General features: G+C 63.8%; 16 protein-coding genes. 6 read left to right on the top strand and 10 right to left on the bottom strand.

All coding sequences use genetic code 11. The features are described from left to right. Position 1: 1 nt before the first annotated feature. Positions 2-1,267, bottom strand: a complete 1,266-nt coding sequence (locus tag ABWP22_RS03070; protein WP_353198476.1) for a capsule polysaccharide biogenesis protein — start codon at positions 1,265-1,267, stop codon at positions 2-4. 213 nt (positions 1,268-1,480) lie between these two features. Here ABWP22_RS03070 and ABWP22_RS03065 point away from each other — a divergent pair, with 213 nt between their 5' ends. Further along, positions 1,481-2,932, top strand: a complete 1,452-nt coding sequence (locus ABWP22_RS03065; RefSeq protein ID WP_502951077.1) for an LTA synthase family protein — start codon at positions 1,481-1,483, stop codon at positions 2,930-2,932. Here the strand turns inward: ABWP22_RS03065 and ABWP22_RS03060 are convergent. Further along, positions 2,919-3,755 (bottom strand): SDR family NAD(P)-dependent oxidoreductase, encoded by an 837-nt coding sequence (locus tag ABWP22_RS03060; protein WP_353198474.1) that lies wholly within the window; start codon positions 3,753-3,755, stop codon positions 2,919-2,921. The genes ABWP22_RS03065 and ABWP22_RS03060 overlap by 14 nt on opposite strands. A gap of 249 nt (positions 3,756-4,004) precedes the next feature. Here ABWP22_RS03060 and ABWP22_RS03055 point away from each other — a divergent pair, with 249 nt between their 5' ends. Continuing rightward, complete coding sequence (locus ABWP22_RS03055) at positions 4,005-4,628, top strand: sterol desaturase family protein (protein ID WP_353198473.1); 624 nt, start codon at positions 4,005-4,007, stop codon at positions 4,626-4,628. On the opposite strand, the gene ABWP22_RS03050 is transcribed toward ABWP22_RS03055, so the two are convergent. Next, on the bottom strand, positions 4,597-5,268 hold the full coding sequence (locus tag ABWP22_RS03050) for an HAD family hydrolase (protein ID WP_353198472.1): 672 nt from the start codon (positions 5,266-5,268) through the stop codon (positions 4,597-4,599). The genes ABWP22_RS03055 and ABWP22_RS03050 overlap by 32 nt on opposite strands. A 118-nt stretch (positions 5,269-5,386) precedes the next feature. On the opposite strand from ABWP22_RS03050, the gene ABWP22_RS03045 reads away from it, so the two are divergent. Genes ABWP22_RS03045 through ABWP22_RS03030 form a run of 4 tightly spaced genes read left to right on the top strand, consistent with a single transcriptional unit; the run spans position 5,387 to position 9,558 of the window. After that, a complete protein-coding gene (locus tag ABWP22_RS03045; RefSeq protein ID WP_353198471.1) occupies positions 5,387-6,376 on the top strand; it encodes a KpsF/GutQ family sugar-phosphate isomerase in 990 nt (329 codons plus the stop codon). A 6-nt stretch (positions 6,377-6,382) separates the two neighbouring features. Continuing rightward, positions 6,383-7,198: a 3-deoxy-manno-octulosonate cytidylyltransferase gene (locus ABWP22_RS03040; RefSeq protein ID WP_353198470.1), complete on the top strand. Its 816-nt coding sequence runs from the start codon at positions 6,383-6,385 to the stop codon at positions 7,196-7,198. After that, positions 7,198-8,016 (top strand): 3-deoxy-8-phosphooctulonate synthase, encoded by an 819-nt coding sequence (gene kdsA, locus ABWP22_RS03035; RefSeq protein WP_353198469.1) that lies wholly within the window; start codon positions 7,198-7,200, stop codon positions 8,014-8,016. The genes ABWP22_RS03040 and kdsA overlap by 1 nt, the downstream gene beginning before the upstream one ends. A 3-nt stretch (positions 8,017-8,019) precedes the next feature. After that, positions 8,020-9,558, top strand: coding sequence for a capsular polysaccharide export protein, LipB/KpsS family (locus ABWP22_RS03030; protein ID WP_353198468.1), 1,539 nt, complete (start codon positions 8,020-8,022; stop codon positions 9,556-9,558). Here the strand turns inward: ABWP22_RS03030 and ABWP22_RS03025 are convergent, their stop codons facing one another. The 7 genes from ABWP22_RS03025 to ABWP22_RS02995 are packed head-to-tail and all read right to left on the bottom strand — an operon-like array spanning position 9,559 to position 20,793. Next, positions 9,559-10,662 (bottom strand): glycosyltransferase family 4 protein, encoded by a 1,104-nt coding sequence (locus ABWP22_RS03025; RefSeq protein ID WP_353198467.1) that lies wholly within the window; start codon positions 10,660-10,662, stop codon positions 9,559-9,561. After that, on the bottom strand, positions 10,655-11,554 hold the full coding sequence (locus ABWP22_RS03020) for an NAD-dependent epimerase/dehydratase family protein (RefSeq protein ID WP_353198466.1): 900 nt from the start codon (positions 11,552-11,554) through the stop codon (positions 10,655-10,657). Before ABWP22_RS03020 ends, ABWP22_RS03025 begins: the two co-directional genes overlap by 8 nt. 6 nt (positions 11,555-11,560) lie before the next feature. Further along, positions 11,561-12,598 carry a GDP-mannose 4,6-dehydratase gene (gmd, locus tag ABWP22_RS03015; protein ID WP_353198465.1) on the bottom strand — a complete coding sequence of 346 codons (1,038 nt, stop codon included), beginning with the start codon at positions 12,596-12,598 and terminating at the stop codon, positions 11,561-11,563. An 8-nt stretch (positions 12,599-12,606) separates the two neighbouring features. Continuing rightward, on the bottom strand, positions 12,607-13,410 hold the full coding sequence (locus ABWP22_RS03010; protein WP_353198464.1) for a class I SAM-dependent methyltransferase: 804 nt from the start codon (positions 13,408-13,410) through the stop codon (positions 12,607-12,609). Further along, a complete protein-coding gene (locus ABWP22_RS03005; protein WP_353198463.1) occupies positions 13,407-17,405 on the bottom strand; it encodes a glycosyltransferase in 3,999 nt (1,332 codons plus the stop codon). Before ABWP22_RS03005 ends, ABWP22_RS03010 begins: the two co-directional genes overlap by 4 nt. Continuing rightward, a complete protein-coding gene (locus tag ABWP22_RS03000; protein WP_353198462.1) occupies positions 17,405-19,516 on the bottom strand; it encodes an FkbM family methyltransferase in 2,112 nt (703 codons plus the stop codon). Before ABWP22_RS03000 ends, ABWP22_RS03005 begins: the two co-directional genes overlap by 1 nt. Beyond that, the gene (locus ABWP22_RS02995; protein ID WP_353198461.1) at positions 19,513-20,793 is read right to left on the bottom strand and encodes a glycosyltransferase family 4 protein; all 1,281 of its coding nucleotides are present in this window, start codon (positions 20,791-20,793) and stop codon (positions 19,513-19,515) included. Before ABWP22_RS02995 ends, ABWP22_RS03000 begins: the two co-directional genes overlap by 4 nt. Positions 20,794-20,870 lie beyond the last annotated feature (77 nt).

Genomic DNA, 20,870 nt, shown 5'->3' with positions numbered 1-20,870 from the left:
CCTATTCCGGCAGCAGCGGCCGGCCTTCGAAGCGGGCGATGGCATGCTGGATCACGCGGGCCAGCGCCGCCTCGCTGAAGAAGCCGCCGGGGATGAGGCAGCGATCGATCAGCACCCGGCGGAAGGCGGCAAAGGTGGCGGCGTCGGGCGGCACCGGCCGCTGCCAGAAATCATCCAGCCCGTTCTGGCAGGTGATATCGGGAATGTCGTACACCGCATGGCCGAGCACGATCACCGGCACGCCCTTGGCGAGACCAAGCGTGCCGCTGGTGCTGTTGATCGTCACCATGCCGAGGGCGCCCTGAGCAATGGCTTCGATATCGCCCCACGCCAGATAATCCACCCGATCGGCGACGCCACAGCGGGTGGCGACATCCCGCGCCTCCTGGTTCCAATCGCGGACCCAATTGTCGAGCGGATGTTCCTTCACCACCAGCCGGGCATCGGCCGGCGCATGGGCGGCAAAGGATTCGATCACCAGCTTAAGCGCATCGGCGATCCCGGCAAAGGGAGAATGCAGCCGGATCTGTGCATCGGAATCAAGCTGGAGCGGAAACAGGAAATAACGCGCGTCGGGGGCGGCCAGGCGGTTCAGCAGGGCGGCGGCTTCGGTCTCGCGGCGCTTGCGGCGCAGCAGCTTGCGCGCCCAGCCGGTGGCCTCCACCAACGGATGCCAGGGCCGGTGATTGCGCCAGTGCGGATAATGCCAGCGACTGAACAGATCGGCGACATTGTAGATCACGCCTTCGGTGGCGCGGCGCGGGAAGGAGGACAGCACGCGGGTGTGCACCGGCACCGGCGGCAGCGTTGCCGCCACTTCGCGATACCAGGCCGGATCGCGCGGCAGCGTGGAATGGCCGTTCACGCCGCCCTGTTCCAGCGTCACCCAATCGGGGCGGACATAGCCTTCTTCGAACACATGCACCGTGATGCCCAGTTCGCGGCAGACGCGCGTGGCCTGGATATGGTGATCGCGGCAATCACCGAACAGCACGACATCGGTGATGGCGTGGGCGCGAATGATGCCGGCCAGCGCATCGGGCCAATCGGCCAGCGTGCCGCGATAATCGATGCCACCGGGCAACCGCCAGAAGGCGCGATCGCCGCCGTTGAAATTCACCTTGTGCACATGATGCCCGGCGGCGAGCAGGCCCTGGCCCAGCCGACGGAACAGCGGACCCATCAAGCCCTGCAACAACAACACGCTGCGCCGCGCGGCGGGCGCGGGCGTGAGCGTGGCCTGGGCCATGATCGATCCTTCGGGCATCAATTGCGCTCCGTGGCGGGCCGAATCAGACCCGTTTTGCGACCCCTGTCCGCACCATCTGCCCTGCGGTCACAACACACACCGCCCCCCGCGCTCCCTGCCTTTTGGGCGGCAATTGCGCAAGAGCCGCCACAATTTCAACCAATGTTGTGGGCATTTGGCCACGCTTTGGGCATGGCAGCGGCGCCAGACCCGTATGGAGCTCCTGTTGCAGTGCCGAACTTGCCGCTGATCATTGTCGCCCTGCTGGTTGGCACCACGCTGCTGGACATGGCTGTGCAGCCGCGCGCCGCGAAGGCCTTGCGCAGCGCGGCTGGGCTGTGGGTGCAGGGCTTGGGGCTACTGGCAGGCTTTGGCCTGGTGCTGGCGCTGTGCGGCAATCCGCTGGCAGCGGCGGCGGCGACGCTGATGCTGATGGCGGCGCTGGTGTTGGGATCGAATGCCAAGCACCGGGTGTTGGGCGAGCCGATCCTGTTCTCCGATCTGGCGCTGGTGCGGGCGCTGTTCCGGCATCCGCAATTCTATTTCACCGCGCTCAGCCGGCTTCAGTTGCTGGCGTTGGTGGGCGGCGCATTGGCCGCGCCCGCAGCGATGGCCTGGCTGTTCGTGCCGGCGCTGGCCCCGCATCTGTGGGGCCTGGCCGTGCTGGGCGGGGCGCTGGCGCTGCTGGCTATCAGCCTGCGCCTGCCGCCCTGGCGCGATCTGGCGCCGGTGCCCGATGCCGATGCCGATGTGGCGCGCCATGGCCTGCTGGCGACCATCTTCCTGCACCGGCAGCGCTGGCGCGCCAGCCGCGACCCGCTGCCATCCACCGCAACGCTGCCGGGACCAGCCAATGCCGGGCTGGTGGTGATCATCCAGTGCGAATCCTTTGCCGATCCGGCCGAGCTGTTCAGTGATCCGGCGTTGGCCCTGCCCGGCCTGACCGCAGCGCGAGGCGCGGCCTGGCTGCACGGGCGGCTGCTGGTGTCGGGCTTTGGCGCCTATACGATGCGCACCGAATATGGCGTGATCTTCGGCCGGGACGAGGCCGCCCTGGGGTTTCGCCGCTTCGATCCCTATCTGACCGCCGCAGGCGAGGCCAGCCACGCCCTGCCGGCACGTCTGGCCCGCTCCGGCTGGCGCAGCCTGTTCGTCCATCCGCACGACATGCGCTTCTATGGCCGCGATGCGATCCTGCCAGCCGCCGGCTTCGATGAACTGATCGGGCTGGACCGTTTCGCACCGCCCACGGCGGAACAGGGCCGCTATGTCTCTGATGCGGCGATCACCGATGCGGTGCTGGCGCAGATCGCGGCCGCAACCGGCCCCACACTGCTGCATGCGGTCACCATCGAAAATCACGGGCCCTGGCTGGTTGATGGGGCGGCAGCAACAGGCAGCCTGTCCACCTCCTATCTGAAACTGGTTCGCCGGGGCGACGCCATGCTGGCGCGTCTGCACGCCAGCCTTGCCGCGCGCGCGCAGCCGGCGTTGCTGCTGTTCTATGGTGATCATCGGCCCAGCATTCCCGGCGCGACGTCACCGGATGGCCCGCGCCATACGCCGTTCGTGCTGCTGCGTTATGGAACGGATGGGCAGATGATCAGCAGTGGCGATGGCCCCTGCGATCTGTCACCGGCCCAATTGCATCACGCGCTGATTGCTGCGCTCACGGCGGCTTGAAGGCCAGCAACAGCCGATCGCGCCACGGCGCTGGCAACAGCCGGTCGATCAGGCGCAGCGCGGCGAACGGCCAGGGAATGATGGCATGGGACTGGCCACGATCCGCCGCCGCCAGCACCCGCCGCACGGCCGTCGGCAGCGACATCAGCAGCGCCCGCGGCACCGGCCGGCCGCCGCCGGGCCAATCGATGAAGCCGGGCGACACCAAGGTCACCTGCACGCCAGAGCCCCGCACCGCCAGGCGCAGCGCATCGACGAAGCGCGCCAGCCCGGCCTTGCTGCCCGCATAGGCCGGCGCAAACGGCAAGGCATGAAAGGCCGCCGCCGATCCGATCAGCACGATGCGGCCGTGGCCGCGTGCCGCCATCCGATCCGCCAGCGCCGCTGCCAGCGCCGCTGGGCCTGCGAAGTTCACCTGCACCAGCCGGGCGACCTGCGCGGCATCCTCCACCCTGGCGTCCGCCGCCGCCGTATCGCCCTGCCCGGCGACCAGCAGCGCCTCGTCAAATGGGGTTGCCGCATCGGCCTCGGCAATGGCAGCGAGCATGGCGCCGATGTCCGCCAGATCGAGGCTGCGCACCGTCACGTCGGCTCCCGCAGCGCGGCAGGCGTCTGCCGTGGCCGCGAGACGCCCAAGATCGCGCCCCCACAGTTGCAGCGCCACACACGGCTTTGCGCGTGCGCGGGCCAGCGCGCCGCCCAACGCGCCCGACGCACCGGTGATCAGGATGTGGCGGGCAGACGCGGCACTGCGCGCTGGCGTCGGTGCATCGCGAAGGATCGGACGATCCGGCGGCGTTGAAGCAGGGAGCGTTGGAGACAAGGATGTGGACATGGCCTGTTCTTCATCGGCAATGACCGGCCCCGGCACAAGCCGGGCGGTCAGATCAGCGCAATCGTCACACGCATCGTCGTCGTGGCGGCGCGCTCTGCTGGTGCAGCGCCTTGAACTGTCACGATATTTTCACAAATTACCCAAAAGACGCAATGAGTTGGCAAATCGCCGCAAGGCCGCAGCAATGGGACTTATCATCCTTGACAGTTGGCCCGCGCATCTGTTGAAACAGATTTAATGACCGTATACCAATCCCGACCCACGCTGTTTCAGAATCGCTGGCTGGAAAAGCTGACGCTTTTGTCGGCGCCGGCGTTCATCGCCCTGTGGGCCGTGCTGTTGCCTGCCATCCTGTGGACGGCATGGGGTACGGCGACGCCCATGACCGCCGCGGGGCTCACCTTGGCCGGCGGCCTGATCTGGACGCTCACCGAATATGCGCTGCACCGTTTCCTGTTCCATTGGGAGCCAGCGTCGGTGCTGTTGGAAAAATTCGTGTTCATCATGCACGGCAATCATCATGCAGTGCCGAACGATCCGCTGCGCAATCTGATGCCGCCAATGGTGAGCATTCCCGTTGGCCTGGCGGTCGGTGCCGGCTTTGTCGCGATGATCGGCCCGTCGGGCGTGTGGCTGCTGCTGGGCTTCATGACCGGCTATGTCGCCTATGATCTGGTGCATTATGCCTGCCACCAGTGGCCGATGAAGGGCCGCGTTGCCCGCATGCTCAAGCAGCATCACATGCGCCACCACCATGCCCATGACAAAGGCAATTATGCCATCACCGGCATGATGTGGGACCGGTTGTTCGTCACCCGCCTGAACAGCATCAAGCGGCCGGCGACGGCCTCGCAAGCCTGACTAGTTCATCCATGCTGGCCAGCACCGGCGCGTCGGGCGCCGCCGATCTTGCCCCGGCCAGACCATATCCCCAACCGACCAACATGATCGGGAGCCCTGCTGCATGGGCCGTTGCCACATCCACCGCCGAATCGCCCACATAAAGGCAGGTCGCTGCGTCGGCAGCCATGCCGGCCATGGCGAAGCGCGCGGCATCGGGGGCCGGCTTGCGCGGCCGGTCGGGCCGCGCGCCGACAATGGCTCCGAAATACCGGGCCAGATCGAGATCGGCGAGAATCTTGTCACACAGAGCCTGCGGCTTGTTGGAACAGATGCCCAAGCGAATGCCGGCATCGTGCAACGCTGCCAACGCCGCCGTCACGCCCGGAAAGGCCAGATCGGATGGCGTGGACACCACCGCATGGCGGGCGCGGAATTCGGCAATTTCGGCATCCGGATCGCGGCAATGCCGGCCCAGCACCGCGGCAATCATCGCCGCACCACCCACCGCATCCATGGCACGGGCGATGGCCGGATCGGCACGATCATCGCTGCCGCGCGCCGCCAGCATCGCATCGATGATCGCACAGGTGATCCGCACCGAATCGATCAGCGTGCCATCCAGATCGAACAGGATCGCATCAGGGGGGGGCGCCGGCATGGCCGACGCATCCCTGCCCGGCACGGCCCTGTCAAGCGTGCTGCAATTGACCGCAAATCAGCCCATGGATAGAGACTCGAGCGCGCTGGGCCGGCGGTTGGACAGAAAGAACAACAGGATGAGCGGCGGTCTGCATCAGGATATCGGCCGTCAGGTCATTGCCCTGGAAGCCGAAGCGCTGCGCCAGTTGGAAGCCATGATCGACGGCCGTTTTTCCGCCGTGGTCGATGCCATATTGTCTTGCCGCAGCCGGGTGATCGTATCGGGCATCGGCAAATCCGGCCACATTGCCCGCAAGATCGCCGCCACGCTGGCCGCCACCGGCACGCCGGCACATTTCGTGCATGCCGGTGAAGCCGCGCACGGCGATGCCGGCATGGTGATGCCGGGCGATCTACTGCTGGTGTTCTCCAACAGCGGCGGCACGGTGGAGCTGCAACCCTTGTGCCTGCACGCCAAGCGCATCGGCTGCCGGCTGGTCGGGGTGTCGAGCAACCCGACCTCGCTGTTGATGCGCACTGCCGATCTTGGCCTGTTGCTGCCCATGGTCGAGGAAGCCTGCACCGCCAGCCTGGCACCGACCACATCCACCACCATGATGATGGCGCTGGGCGATGCGCTGGCCGTGACGGTGATGCGGGCGCGCGGCCTGTCCGGGCCGGACATCAGGGCGCTGCACCCCGGCGGCACGATCGGCTTGCACCTGCGCGGCGTGGAGGATGTGATGCACGGCGGTGACCGGCTGCCGCTGGTGGCGATGGACACACCGATGCACCAGGCGCTGCTGACGATGACGGAAAAGCGGCTGGGCATGACCGGCGTGGTCGATGATCAGGGCCTGTTGGTCGGCATCATCACCGACGGCGATTTGCGCCGCCATGCCGCCGACCTGCTGGCCAGCACCGCAGCCGCCACGATGACCGCCACGCCCAAGACCATCCCGCGCACGGCCCTGGTGGAAGACGCGCTGGAAATGATGAACATTCACCGCATCACCACACTGTTCGTGGTGGACGATGCCCAGCCGCGCCGGCCGCTGGGTGCGGTGCAGATTTATGACATCGCGGCGCCCCCACCTCTTCAACCGCATCCGCTGGTGCAGGCCTGAACCGCCATGGCGCGCATTGCCCTGATCATTCCGGCCCGTTTTGCCTCCAGCCGCTTTCCCGGCAAGCCGTTGGCGCCGCTGGCGGGCCCGGATGGCCGGGTGCGCAGCTTGCTGGAATGGACGTGGGCAGCGGCGGGGGCGGCCGCCGGGGCCGTACCGGGCTTCGCCGAATGCGTGGTCGCCACCGATGACATACGGATTGCGGACCACGCACGCGCGCACGGCATGGCGGTGGTGATGACGCCGGCGGACTGTTTGAACGGCACGGAACGCTGTGCCGCCGCGCTGGCCGGGCTGACGGCAGCGCCGGATATCGTCGTCAACCTGCAAGGCGATGCCCCGCTGATTCCAGCGGCGATGGTGGCGGCGGTGATCGATTGCCTGGCCGCCGATCCGGGGCTGGCGCTGGCGACGGCCGCTGTGCCGGCCAGCGCAGCGGTGCTGGCGCATCTGCAGAGCGATGCTGCGGCCGGGCGCGTCGGCGGCACGACGGTGGTGTGCAGCCGCAGCGAGCGCGCGCTGTATTTTTCCAAATCGATCATCCCGCATGTGGCGCCCGGCACACAGCCGTCGCAGCCGGTGCTGCTGCATGTCGGGCTCTATGCCTATCGCCCGGACGCGCTGAAAGCCTATGCCGCCGCCGGGCCGGCCGTGCTGGAATTGCAGGAAGGCCTTGAACAATTGCGCTTTCTGGATGCCGGCCTGCCGGTGGGCGTCGCGGTGTGCCCGGCGCCGGGCTGGGACCTCATCGAGCTCAACAACCCGACCGACACGCCCCTGATCGAGGCCCAGCTGGCGCGGCGCGCCGAGGAAACCGCCTGATGCTCCCCCGTTTCACCCGCGCGCCCGGTGCGCCGCCCTTCCTGATCGCTGGCCCGTGCGTGATCGAAAGCGAGGCGCTGTGCCTGGCCATCGCCGGGCAATTGCGCGCCATGGCCGATCTTCTGGGCCTGTCGGTCATTTTCAAGGCCAGTTTCGACAAGGCCAACCGCACGTCGGGCGCCGGCTATCGCGGCCTGGGCCTGCATGAAGGCCTGCGCGTGCTGGAAAAAGTCCGCCGCGAAACCGGGCTGCCGGTGCTGACCGATGTGCATCTGCCCGATCAGGTGGCGGCGGTCGCCGAAGTGGTGGACATGCTGCAAACCCCGGCCTTCTTGGCGCGGCAGACCGACCTGATCACCGCCGCCGCCGCCAGCGGCCGGCCGGTGAACATCAAGAAGGCGCAGTTCATGGCGCCGCACGACATGGCCGCCGTACTGGCCAAGGCCCGCGCCGCCGCCACGGCGGCCGGGGTGGACAGCAGCACTATCCTGCTGTGCGAACGCGGATCGAGCTTTGGCTACAACAATCTGGTGGTCGACATGCGCGCGCTGGTGATCCTGCGCGACATGGGTTGCCCGGTGGTGTTCGATGCCACGCACAGCGTGCAATTGCCCGGTGGCGGCGGCGACCGCTCCTTGGGCCAGCGCCAATATGTCGAGCCACTGGCGCGCGCCGCCGTGGCAATCGGGGTTGATGGCCTGTTCATGGAAACCCACCCCGATCCCGATGCGGCGCTTTCGGATGGGCCCAACATGGTGCCGCTCGATCAATTGCCCGGCCTGATGCAGCGGCTGATCGCCATCGCTGCTGTGGGGTAGCCGGTGGCTTTTGCCCCCCTTCTGGCCATCCCGCCCTTCCCCGGCGCGCGGCCGCCGCGCTTTGGCGTGTGGGGCGGCGGCAGCGAGGATGCGGCCGACCTGCTGGCGGCGCTGGCGCAGCGACGGGTGGGCGGCTGTTACTGGGGCCATCAGCCGGCGCTGCCTGCTGCGGGTCATGATCTGGATGGCACCATGTCGCCGGCCGCCGGTGCATTGGCCTGGCCCGCCGATGCCGATCCCTGGCACATGCTGGACGGTGCGGCGCGGGTGCGGCTGCCGGCGGGCGACGCCCGCATCCTGCTGGCGGTGGCGGCCGGGCGCGATGTGGTGGTGAGCGATGCCGGGCGCGAGCAGGCCCCGGATGCGGCGATGATCGCCGCGCTCCTGCATGCGCAGCTTACCGGCTGGCACTGGCAGGATCCGTTCGGCGGCGGCGCCATCACTTGCCGGCAGGCCATCGCGCTGGCGGGATTCTGGCGACAATTGATCGATGGCAATCGCGGCATCGCGGCGGCATTGGGCTTTGCCTATTGGAAGCGGCCGACGGTGGCGCCCCTGCTGTGGAATGGTGCGGCATCACCGTTCCGGCGCGATCTGCCGGCGCTGGGCGCGGGCCAGCAAGTGGCGGTGTGGCGTTCCCGGCTGACGGCCACCCAATCGCGCGAACTGGCCCGCTGCGCCGTGCCGGTTCTGGAAGTGGAGGATGGCTTCATCCGATCCGCCGGGTTGGGCGCCGATTGTGTGCCGCCGCTGTCGGTGATCGTCGACGGCGTGGGCGTGCATTTCGATCCCAACGGCCCCAGCGGGCTGGAACTCTTGCTGCAAGATGGCGATTTCCCGTCCGATCTGCTGGCCCGCGCCGCCGCCTTGCGCACCGCCATCGTCGCCAGCGGCCTGTCCAAATATGAATCCGGCCAGGCCATCGCCCTGCCGCGCCCCGGCGGTGCACGACGCCATGTGCTGGTGCCCGGCCAGGTCGAGGATGATCGCGCTGTCACCAGCGGCGGTGCGTTGGCCAGCAATCTGGAACTGCTGCGCCGCGCCCGCGCCGCCGCCGGGCCGGAAGCGTTTGTGATCTACAAGCCCCACCCCGACGTGCTGGCCGGCCACCGCCGCGGCCATATCGCCGCGGCCGACATGGCGGCGCTGGCTGACCAGGTCGAGACAAGCGCGCCCATGGCGGGGCTGATCGCTTGTGTCGACGAACTGCACGTCAACAGCTCGCTCGCCGGCTTCGAGGCGCTGCTGCGTCACAAGCCGGTGACGGTGCACGGTGTGCCCTTCTATGCCGGCTGGGGCCTCACCACCGACCATGGCCCGGTGCCGGCCCGGCGCACCGCCCGGCGCACCCTGGATGAACTGGTCGTCGCCGCCCTGCTGCTCTACCCGCGCTATCTCGATCCCACCACCGGCCTGCCCTGCCCCGCCGAAGTGCTGGTGCAGCGCCTCACATCAGGCCAACCCACGCTCGACCCCACCGCCAGCGCCGTCGTCGCCGTCCGCCGCGCCACCGGGCGTGTGCGGCGGCGGCTGGCGCGCTGATCACTGCTGCGCGGCGCGGAAATACACCTCGACAGTGGCGGCAACGCAATCCGCCCAACGATAGGATTCAGCCACAGCGCGGCCCGCCGTTGCCGCAACTGCCTGCCAGGCGCGATCCTCCAACGACGCGGCCAATAGTGTGGCAAAGGCCTCGATATCGGAAGCATCTACGGTACGGGCCGCGCCTTTGGTGACCTCCACCAGCGTGGCGGCGTTGCCCACGATGGTGGGCACACCATGAAACATCGCTTCGATCGGCGGCAAACCGAACCCTTCATAGCGGGAGGGATAGACGAACAGCCGGGCACCGCCATAGAGACTGCCAAGAAATTGATCTGAAACGAAATCAAGCCGCTTCACCCAGCCTTCGCCAACGCCGGCCTCGATCAGACTGTTCAACGCATCGTTGCGCCAGCCGCTTGCCCCGGCCAGCACCAGTGGCACGGCGCGGCGCAGGGCGGGATCGAGCAGACCATAGGCCCTGACCAGATCATCAATGCGTTTGCGCGGTTCAAACGTGCTGACACACAGGGTGTAGCCCCCCGGCACAAGGCCCGATTGGCCAAGCAATTGCGGATCGGCCCGGGTCGCCGCCATGCTCACCCCCAGGGGGATCGCCTTCACCCGTTCGCCAGACACGCCAAGCATGGCAATGATCTCGCTGCGCACCGCCTCGCTGTCGGTGATGATCGCCGAGGCGCGATCCAGGCTGGACTTGAAGCGCCGCTCGAAATCGCGGACCCGCTCGGCAGGGTGGGTTTCTGGATAAAGCAGGACCGACAGGTCATGCACGGTGATCACGCCATGCTCTGCCCAATCGGGCAGAAAGAAGTTCGGGCCATGCACCACCGATGTTCCCATGGCGCGCCGGTTGCGCCGTTGGTCGAGCCAATGCCCGAACCAGCCCCGCCTTGCTGGCGCCCAGCCTTCAGCCAGCAGAGCCTCAGGATCATCAAGCCAGTGCGGGCCGCGGAAATACCGGATATCGCCCACGCCAGGCACGGCCGGCACACCGCGCACCAATTCCAGGCAATAGCGGCCGATGCCGGTGAGGCGCGGGCCAAGTGCGTCCACCGAAAGCGCCACCCGCACGGAATCAGTCATCCAGCATCCAGGCGATCGTGTCTTCAAAAGGCGGCATTGCCAGCGGGCCGATCACGCCCTCCAGCTTCGCGCGGCTGCCACACAGGCTCTTCACCTCATCGGATCGAACGAACGCAGGATTGACCCGAACTTCCAGACGATGGCCGGACGCTGTTTCCACCATGGCAATCACCTCTGCCAAGGAACGCGCCTCGCCGGAGCAGACGTTGAACAGCCCGCCCACGGCTGACGGCATCGCCAGCAGCCGCGTATAGCAATCCACCACGGTGCGGACGTCGGAAAAATCGCGGGCCACGTCGATATTGCCAAGCTCGATCACGGGCGCACGCGCCCTGGCATGGGCGATGATCTTGGGGATGATGAACTGTTCGGCCTGGCCGCACCCGGTGTAGTTGAACGGCCGCACGGTGATGATCGGCAGGCGATCGGCATAAAGCTGCGCCAGTTGCTCACAGGCAAGCTTGGTCAGTCCATAATCATTGGCGGGTGCCGGCGCCATGTCCTCGCGCAGCACACCTTCACGCCGGTTGCCGTAAACATTGGCGCTGCTGGCCAGCAGAACCGCTTGCGGTTGCTTGGGGGCGGTGGCCAGCGCCTGCAGCAGATTGCGCGTGCCCAATATGTTGGTGCTGTACAACTCCGCAGGATCGCCATGCGCGACAAATGCAATGGCGGCCAGATGCACCACCAGGTCGGGCTTCACCTGCGCGATGGCCGCGGCAATGCTCGGCAGATCCCGCAGATCACCGATGTGTGCCGCATGCAAGGGCGCCAGGGATTCCGCCGGCGCGACATGGAACAGCCCGTGCAGTTCATGGCCGTCACGTGCCAGGCGATCGAGAAGGTGGCGGCCGGTGAATCCGTTGGCGCCGGTGATCAGGATGCGCGCCATCGCGGATCAGAACGACATGCCGGCGCGGTTGCGGCGCAAATCCGCTTCCACCATCATTCGGCACAGATCTTCAAGCCCCGTGGTCGGTTCCCAGCCCAGATCGGCCTTGGCCTTGGCCGGATCACCGATCAGCAGTTCCACCTCGGCCGGACGATAAAATTGTGGGTTGATGCGCATCACCGTACGACCCGACGCCGTGTCAACCGCTGTCTCCTGCTCGGCCTGGCCGGTGAATTCCACGGTTACGCCCGCCGCCTGAAACGCCAGCGCCACAAAATCGCGCACGGTTTCGGTGCGATTGGTGGCAAGCACGTAGGTGTCTGCCACTTCTGCCTGCAACATCCGCCACATGCCATCGACATAATCCTTGGCAAAACCCCAGTCCCGCTTGGCATCCAGATTGCCCAATTCCAGGCAATCCAGCTTGCCCAAGCTGATCTTTGCCACGCTGTCGGTGATCTTGCGGGTCACGAACTCACGGCCGCGCAGCGGGCTTTCATGGTTGAACAGGATGCCACTGCACCCGAAAATATCGTAGCTTTCACGGTAGTTCACCGTGATCCAATGGGCGTAGAGCTTGGCGACGCCATAGGGGCTGCGTGGCCAGAACGGCGTGGTTTCCACCTGCGGAATGGCCTGCACCTTGCCGAACATTTCCGACGTGCTGGCCTGATAGAAACGGATGGCCGGATTGACGATACGGATCGCCTCCAGAAGGTTCAGCGGGCCGATGCCGGTGATTTCAGCCGTGGTGACCGGCTGATCAAACGACACGCCCACAAAGCTTTGCGCCGCAAGATTATACACTTCGGTGGCACCCGTGGACTGCAGCAGTCGGACGGAGGCCGACAGGTCGGTCAGATCATATTCCACCAGCTTCAGATTCGGATGGCTGGCGACACCCAACTCCTCGATCCGCCAGAAATTGACACTGCTGGTACGGCGATAGGTTCCGTAAACAATATACCCCTTGCCCAGCAGCAACTCGGCCAGATAGGCGCCGTCCTGCCCGGTGATGCCGGTGATGATGGCTGATTGAGCCATAAATTTCTTCAACCTTTCCTTATGACAAACTGAAATCCTCGAACCAGCAATTCGTCGGGATCGAGATTGAGTCGGGCCGCTGCCATCGCCAGATTGGGATGGTGAACATAATCAGGATCAACCGTGCCAGACCACGGCGTGAAAAAGACCATCGAACAGCCAAGTTCAGCAACGAGGTTTGGCAAGATGTTTTGGTAATAGTTTACAGGAAGACGATTCATGTCCTGCCGGTAGCTTGCGATTTCATCTTCGTCGGCCCCATTGGTTCGCATCAGGCCTGCAATATCTTCATCGCCCAGCAACAGGTGGGCCCAGGGGGCGCCAATGCGGTGGAGAAAATGGCAGCCTGAATCGGCTGTCCAGACGGGATCAAAGCGCAAATACAGCATTCCGCCCGGACGCGTTACGCGAACCGCTTCCCGGAGAGCCAATGCCGGATCGGAGATATGCTCGAACGCATTGAGTGAAAACACGATATCAAACCAGTCATCCCGGAACATCAAATTCTGCGCGTCGGCAGGAATATATTTGAGCCGTTCCGTAACAAGCGCGTGTCCGTTGCGGGCGAATTTCTCGCGCAGCAGCTTCATTCCCTCGCCGCCGTATTTCATGTCCCAATCAACGATATCGGTACAGATCACATTGCCGTGGCGACTGGCAAAAAGCCCGGCGAGCAATCCGCCGGAACCGCCAATCTCAAGCGCACGATCGACGCGGCCCGCGTGCAGCACTTCGCCTAGCCAGTGAGAAAGGTCGTTGAGCACGCCTACCTTTTCGGCGAAATCCTGCGCTTCTGTGTAAGCGTCGCTCATTTGGCCGACACCTTCCTGGTGTTCATCAACTGGGTGCAATGGTTCACGAAGGCACTCCCGATGCGTGACCAGTCATATTCCAGCGCCATCTCGCGGCCGGCTTTGCCCATTGCCGATGCCCTGACGGGATCAGCCATCACGGCTGCCAGACGTTCGGCCAACCGGGCCGGCGTGGTCAAAAACCCGTTGCGACCATCCGCGACCAACTCCATGAAGGCCGCACAGCCATTGTTTGCAACAACCGGGCGAGCGGCGAGTCCGGCTTCGAGCAAGACAATCCCGAAACTTTCACTCCGGCTCATGTTCGCCAGCATGCTGCATGCCCGGTAGGCTCCGCGCAACACCGGACGTTCAACCATTCCCAGATAATCGACAAAATCCTCGGTGATCGGCTCGCCATCGTCATCAGGCCCGATGATCACAACCCGCAGATCGGAGTATCCGTTTGTCCGCACCTGCGCCGTTGCCGCAATGACCTCCCGATAGCCTTTGGCCGCCGCCTTGCGCCCGGCAACCAGCACAAACGGTCCCTTGCGGGGATAGCGGGCTGCAAATTCAGCTTCATCCTCGGCGGAAAAATCTTCGTCACCGTCAATCCCGGGCGATAGAAATTCGACATTGTCCATCCCGATTTCGGTTAGAAACCGGCAGGCCAGCCGCGGCGTGACCAGCGCTCGCGATGCGTTGGCGATTGCAGTCATCACATCGGGAAAGTGGTAATAATCATCCTCGAAATGCGCGTGCGGCACGATCAGCGACGGCACACCGGCTGCATTTGCCGCCGCCACGGCCACGCTGGCGGTTCGGAAAACGACGTTGTGGGTAATGACCAGATCATATTCGTGCGTGTGACGCGCCAGATAGGCTTCAAGATCAGGGCAATATGGCCCGCGCAGTTCGGCCAATGATGCACCAGCCTGAAAACGCGTTCCGCGTGCGGCCTGATGCATGGCGTGAAACAGGCTGAGCGGTTCACCTGCTGCCTGCCAGGGCTGCAACGCGGGCTGAGCCAGCAGCGATGTCCCGTCATGCTGCAATTGGGTGACATATATGCCAAGGGGCCGCGGATCCAGTGGGCGGTCACCGGCAATTCGAAACAGGGTGGCAGCAACCGAACCGGCCGGGGCATCGAATTCACATTCAAATCTGCCACTGACCGTACAGCCCAGCAGATGTTGTCCGGCTTCACCACGCAGGACGAGATAATATTCTGCCGCAGACTCGCCGGAAATCCGCCACCGTCCGGCTTCGCCACCATGCAACCCGAACTGCGCCAATGCCCAACGGCCATTTCCGTCACCGTGGCTCCACCCCCAGGTCGGCCCTGTGCCAGTGGTTTGCGCCATATAGTGCCGGTACAGCGCTTCCTCGAAGGCAGGCTGCTGCGCCCAGATTTGATCAATCTGCGCGGCGCGATCGGCCATCGGTGCAACGTCGAACTTGGCCACCCGCGTTTGCGGCTGGGCAAATGGCACGGGATATGTGCGTCCAACCGCCGGATAGTCGCTGGCAAATCGATCAGTATCGACGATCCTGTCGACCTTTGGGGTCAACACATCAATATCGATACCGGCGGCGGCGAGAAACCCCACCAGGCGATTGACATAATGCTCCCCACCCCCGCGTGGCGGCGCGTTGAAGCGATAGGTGACATAGAGTGCCCGGCGCCGCGGCAACCGCAATTCGCGCAAGATGGCACCATAGTCCTGGCCAAAGGACGACATCGAAAACCGATCCCTGAAACGGTCTTGCCGGGCATCACGATGCGATTCAGTGAAATCGCGTTGGCTTGCATCCACAATGGCTGACACGAAATCCGCCAATGGTACCAGCTTCAGATCATCTTCGTCCAAACCATCATAGCCGCGCGCGCCAAATGGCGTGGACAGCACCGGGAGCCCGTGCCGCAAGTAATCGGCCATCTTGACGTTGGAACCGCTGCCTTCTTCCATCGGATTGAGAGCAAGCTGACACCGCATCAGCAGCAGGGTTTTGTCTGCATCATCCAGCCGTCCCAACAGCCGCACATTCGCCGGAGCCTCATCAAAACCTTCACAAACCGATCCCGCGATCTGGAACATGACATCGGGGAGGTGCGGTGCCACATCTTCAATGAGAAATCGCACAGCCTGGTGATTGGGCAAATGCCCCGATCCCAGGAAACAGACATTGAAACCGTTCAGCAAAGGCACAAGGCCATCGGGACGCTGCACGTCTTCGGCGCCATTGCTGACAACCAGCACAGGCGCGACCAGATCATGCTCGGCAGCGAAGCTTTCCGCGTCATTATCCGACACCGCCAGGATCAATTCACTGCAGCCAACGCAGAAGCGTTCGATTGACGCCACATTTGCCAGCAATTCTTCGCGCCGGGGATGATAGGCCAGCAACTGGCGCTTCAGATTGGTCTCAAAATTCTGAGAAGAATAAACAAACTTGCGCGTGCTCCCGACCAGCATGGTCGCCATGTAGGGATGCTCACAGGCAACAAGGCCGACGAAATGTTCCGTTGCCTGGAAGACAGCCATCAACAGCGTATTGCGTGGCGCCATCAACTGCGAAACGATGTCGGCTGTGGAAACATGGAATTCGGCAGCCTGAGCCATGTCGTGTTCGCAATGTTCACGCGTCTTGGGGATGCCAATCGCCAGACCCTTGCCATCAAAGATGGGGCGACGCGCAATTTCCTGCCCTTCGACAAAGCTGAGGATGAGGGGCTGTATCTGTTCACTGGCGCCCTGATACAATCCCCGGATCCGGGTGCCGCCGCCGCCGACGGCCTCGATTGGATCGTAATCATTCAGAACAACCACGCGCGGACGATCGCTCGATTCGCGCCGCTCAACCATAAGCGCGTCGATCCGCTTGGCCAACTTGCCGGCAATGCCGGGCCAGGTGAAATTCTGGCTGAAATGTTCGGCGGCGGCCATCGCCTGGGCGGCCAGCCGGCCATGATCGCCGAGCGCTGATCGCACGGACGCCACGGGATCGTCGGGATCGATGCAGCTGTAATGCAGGCCAGCGACAAGATCAAAACCGCGTGCGCCAAGGTCTGTTGAAATGATCGGCACCCCGTGGGCGGCCATGTCGGGGATCTTGAGGCTTGAACCGCCACCTTCCAGCATCGGATTGATGCAGGCCAGTGCGTCACCCAGCAATCTGGCCTTGCTAGTGTCATCCACCATCCCATGCGATCGTATATTTCGCGCTGGTTGCCCGGGTTCACAGCAGCGGCCAATGATATCAAATACATGATCGGGAAAGGCCGGCGCCAACACATTGACGATCTGTGCTGCCGCTGTCTGATTGGGGCGATGCGCACTGCCTATGAACACCAGCCGATTGCCGGCAGGCGCCACTGTCGGAGCCTGAAAAGCATCGACACCATTCGGCAGCAGCATCGCGGCTTTCGGTGCATCATATAGCTCCGCAAAGCGCTTCAGATCATCATCGGTACACGCGGTCACCAGATCGCAGCACTCAATGATCTGCCGCTCCCACGACATCACCAATTCTGGAATCTGATCCGCTTTCGCATCGCAATGCAACTGCCGATACAGATCCTGTTCTACATTATAACTGTTGTATATTCTTGGCTTGCCATCAAACCCCGCGAAAAGGTCATAACCGATGGTGAATGGCGAATCGTGGATGATGACATCCGACAACGGATGGTGGGTCAAATAAGCGTCATGCAAGGCGCAAGGCCGACTGCTTGCCGCCGCCAGGCAAGGTCCGGACAGGTCTCCCGAGCCAGCCACCGGTGCCAAACGAGCCCAGGTTTCGGCGAATTCGTGTGACTTTGGGACCCGTATCTCGCGAAATCGCGGGTTATACTGGAAGGTCTGGAGCGCGCCGCCCAATTCGCCGGACGTCAGGAGCGTGACATCGTGGTGGTGGGAGAGCGCTTCGTATAGGGCGAACAAGCGAATTTCGCCGCCTGAGCGCGGCGGCAGATTGGCGGGGAAAAAACTGAATGCCAGAATTTTTGCCATCAGTTATTCCACAGATTATCTTGAAAATATCCCGCAAGGCCAGGCCGTAGCCGTATTAAGGCATTGACGGTTGCCACTGACTTTTGCGTCTTTGCTGCCATGTCTTCGCCGGACATGACCTGACTCGATGACCCAAAGGCCTGGATACCGCCCTTGAGATCTTCGATGGCCTCACGCTGCTCGGCACGCAACCTTGCCAGATCATTGGCAATCACACGCAATTGTCGCTGCACCGGCCCGTCACCTTCGGCACCCGTGAACAGCGTGAAGACCGGGCCAACGACGGGCAACGCGGCCCAACGATGGCGTTTGATGGCACGATCCAACCCGGCCACGCCAGGAACAAACGCCCGACCTTCCGGCGACTGACGCAACTGCCTGACAATATTCAACTTGTGCGCTCCCGCACGCAATGACGCCAGATAATGCGCGCCGCCGACGGGATCCGGTGCCCGGCCCAATATCGCCTGATAAGCCAGATGGATGAATGCTGCGTCGTGCGGTGCCAGCAGCCTGGGCACCGATGTGATCGGCCCTTCCCTGTCCATATTGTACCCACCCTCATGTTCTTGGCCGGCCTGTGCAACTACTATATTGGAATCATGTGATATTTTTTGCGGCATGGATGGTAGCGGCACCTTGATGCCGGTCTGCCACTGCTGCACGGCTGCTTGATGATCGGCTGCCGCGTGCTGCCAGCCACGTCCAGCGAGCCAGCGCACCAGGCGGGCGATGACGACTGGCCGGCCGGTCAGAGGATTTGGCGCGCGCAATAACAGTTGCGTGGCCTGTGCCAATTGCGCTTCACGCCAGGCAATCTGCGACTGCAACGCCAACATGTCGGCATGCGCGCGCCGGCCATCAAGCTGATGCGCCTTCGACTCCTTGTCGACTTGCTGCTGAAGTTCGGCCGTGCGGGCGTCATGCGCTTCGGCCTGAGCGCGCAGCCGGCCCTCAAGCACCCCGGCTTCCCGCATGGAGTCGGCATGAAGCTGCCGCTGGGCCGCAAGCGCTTCACCAGCCTCGGCAAGCTTCAGGTCGACAAAACCGATTCTTGCTTCGAATCCTTCCCGCAATTCGCCAAGCTGGGCCGAATGGGCCACCGCCTGGTCGTCAAACCGGGACTGCAGGTGGGCATTTTGCGTTCTGGCCTCCCGCAGATCGGCATCGAGAACGGCCAACTGCGCGGCAGCAATTGCCGCCGCTGCCCCCTGCTCCGCCTCGGCCTTTGCCAGTGCAGCGTGCACCCTGGCCTGTTCTTCTTCGAAAAGCCTGACCTGATTGACCGCGGCTTCGGCCTGCTGTTGGGCCGCCTGTTCCAGCGCGGCCCGTTCCCTTGCCGCCGTTTGCAGTTGGTCCGCCAGCTGGTCATTCGCCGTCTTTAGAGCCAGTTGTTTCTCTTGCACCAAAAGGCCAGCGGCAAAGTGGGTTTCCGGTACAGAAAAGCCGTCAAAGACATTCGGGCTCAGTGCCATTGCCTCTGCCCGGTGCAAATGTGTCTCATGCAGGAAATACCGACTGAGACCATCGAACAAGACTTCATGATACTGACGGCTGGTGACCAGTTCCAACCACAACTGATGGGTTGGTTGCTGGGTGTTTGGTGCTGTCGCTTCGATCACCAGCGCGGCTGGTCGTGCCACATGATCACCCCAACTGGCGAGGACGTCGCCTTCCATGCCCTCAACGTCAATTTTCAGCCAATGGATCGGTTCGGGCCCCATATGGTCGAAAAGCTGGGCCAAAGTGACGGTAAGAACAGTGATTTCCCGGCAATCCCATCCTGCATCAGCATGACGCTTCGCCACGTCAGTCACGCCCGTGGACAACCCGGTGCCGGAAATCTCGAAAAATCGCATCGGGCCGGCGGCCATGCTGACGGCAGCTTCGATGACCAGTTCATCCGGCCGCGCGGCCCGCATCCTGGCGGCATATGCCGGCGTGGGTTCAACATGCACACCGCGCCAGCCCCGCTCATAAAAGGCAAGGCTGACCGAGTCCCGCACCGGCTCCTGCGTGCCGATGTCCAGATATCGCCCGCCACTGACATCGCTGAAGGCGCGCCACAGCCGCACATCCTCGAAATTCTGGGCATGGCTTACAAACGTCATGATGTAACCGAAATCGACGTCGGTCGTTGGGGAAGGCCAAGAATTGCGGCGAGAGCGCCAGCGCTATCCACCCACCGCGGCAACGCCGCAACCCGCTCTGCAGACACGCGGGGCGCACCTGACAGCCAGCGTTCGATCCGTTCGCCCAACATCTGGGGCGCATCATCGTCAAAATATTCGAACAACGGCCCGCCGGTCTCGCGAAACACGTCCAAATCCCGTGCCAGCACGGGGGCGCCATGGGCCAGGGCTTCGATCAATGGCAGGCCGAAGCCCTCCCCCCGCGACGCAGCGATCAATCCCGATGCACTGCCGTAGAGTTCGCCGAGCAATTCGTCGCTGGCTTGGTCGAGCCACAGCAATCGCCGGCCCTGTTCGGGATGGAGACGCAAGCGCTTCTGCAGGATTGCTGTTTTCCAACCAGGCCGCCCCACCAGAAGCAGTGCAATGTCGCTTGCGGGTCGAGACTGCCAGAGATGCTCCAGCGCCGCCAGAACCGGCTCGTGGCCCTTTCGCGGCTCTATGGTGCCCACGCACAGCAGAACACGGTGCCGGCGCAGCCAATCGCGCACTTCGGCAATGTTGGACGGCAAACCGCTGCTGGGATGACTTGCAGCAAGGTCCGCCCCCATGGGAATGCAAACAATGTCCGGCATGATGCCGTGCACTCGCATCGCCAAGGCTGGCGCCAACATTGCTGCGACAGCGCGGGATATGCAGATGCAGCGATCAGCCTGACGCGCGAGCACGCCAAGCCATCGATCAAAATTCCGCACGGTACGCGCAGGAAACCATTCAGGATGGTGCAAGGGCAGCAAATCATAAACCATCAAGTTGATGGAGACACCTTCGCTGCGCCAGCGGCGCAGATCGGATTCCGCCTGTGGCAGCAGATGGGCAGCCAGATCCAGCCCCAGGAAAATGTCACCTGACCGCACTGCCACAGGTTGCAGGACCCGGCGATGCTGACTGGTCATTTCCAGCTGTCCATCTGGCGTCCGTCTGGCGTGGCAGTAACCATGATCACGAGCGGCGAACACGGGCACAACGGCCAGATCCGGACCGGAATAGGCCATGAGTTGACCGAGCAGCGCGCGCACGACCCGCTGGATTCCGGTGCGCGCGTCCCTTTGCACGATGACCGATAAATCAACCAGCAATTGCCGCCTGTCGGGTGTGGAGGCCGGTTCGAACTGGTAGGACGACGCCTTAAGCCGGCGGCGCAGTGCACTGCCAATTGATGTCAACAACGGCGCGGATGCCCGATCAATCAACATGAATGATCATCGTCTATCTGGCGGATTTCAATGAGAAAAATCTTCATATAGCCAGCTACCAAATCTCGTCCAACGCC

The sequence above is a fragment of the Sandarakinorhabdus sp. genome, from assembly GCF_040398665.1.
GTDB lineage: Bacteria > Pseudomonadota > Alphaproteobacteria > Sphingomonadales > Sphingomonadaceae > Sandarakinorhabdus.
The sequence above is the reverse complement of the archived record's forward strand: the minus strand, read 5'-3'. Positions and strand labels throughout refer to the sequence as shown.

What these genes read in the sequence shown, in the direction of transcription:
- ABWP22_RS03070 (WP_353198476.1), bottom strand. Translation starts at nt 1,267, where the DNA reads ATGCCCGAAGGATCGATCATGGCCCAGGCCACGCTCACGCCCGCGCCC.
- ABWP22_RS03055 (WP_353198473.1), top strand. Translation starts at nt 4,005, where the DNA reads ATGACCGTATACCAATCCCGACCCACGCTGTTTCAGAATCGCTGGCTG.
- ABWP22_RS03050 (WP_353198472.1), bottom strand. Translation starts at nt 5,268, where the DNA reads ATGCCGGCGCCCCCCCCTGATGCGATCCTGTTCGATCTGGATGGCACG.
- ABWP22_RS03045 (WP_353198471.1), top strand. Translation starts at nt 5,387, where the DNA reads ATGAGCGGCGGTCTGCATCAGGATATCGGCCGTCAGGTCATTGCCCTG.
- ABWP22_RS03040 (WP_353198470.1), top strand. Translation starts at nt 6,383, where the DNA reads ATGGCGCGCATTGCCCTGATCATTCCGGCCCGTTTTGCCTCCAGCCGC.
- kdsA (WP_353198469.1), top strand. Translation starts at nt 7,198, where the DNA reads ATGCTCCCCCGTTTCACCCGCGCGCCCGGTGCGCCGCCCTTCCTGATC.
- ABWP22_RS03025 (WP_353198467.1), bottom strand. Translation starts at nt 10,662, where the DNA reads ATGACTGATTCCGTGCGGGTGGCGCTTTCGGTGGACGCACTTGGCCCG.
- ABWP22_RS03020 (WP_353198466.1), bottom strand. Translation starts at nt 11,554, where the DNA reads ATGGCGCGCATCCTGATCACCGGCGCCAACGGATTCACCGGCCGCCAC.
- gmd (WP_353198465.1), bottom strand. Translation starts at nt 12,598, where the DNA reads ATGGCTCAATCAGCCATCATCACCGGCATCACCGGGCAGGACGGCGCC.
- ABWP22_RS03010 (WP_353198464.1), bottom strand. Translation starts at nt 13,410, where the DNA reads ATGAGCGACGCTTACACAGAAGCGCAGGATTTCGCCGAAAAGGTAGGC.
- ABWP22_RS03005 (WP_353198463.1), bottom strand. Translation starts at nt 17,405, where the DNA reads ATGGCAAAAATTCTGGCATTCAGTTTTTTCCCCGCCAATCTGCCGCCG.
- ABWP22_RS03000 (WP_353198462.1), bottom strand. Translation starts at nt 19,516, where the DNA reads ATGACGTTTGTAAGCCATGCCCAGAATTTCGAGGATGTGCGGCTGTGG.
- ABWP22_RS02995 (WP_353198461.1), bottom strand. Translation starts at nt 20,793, where the DNA reads ATGTTGATTGATCGGGCATCCGCGCCGTTGTTGACATCAATTGGCAGT.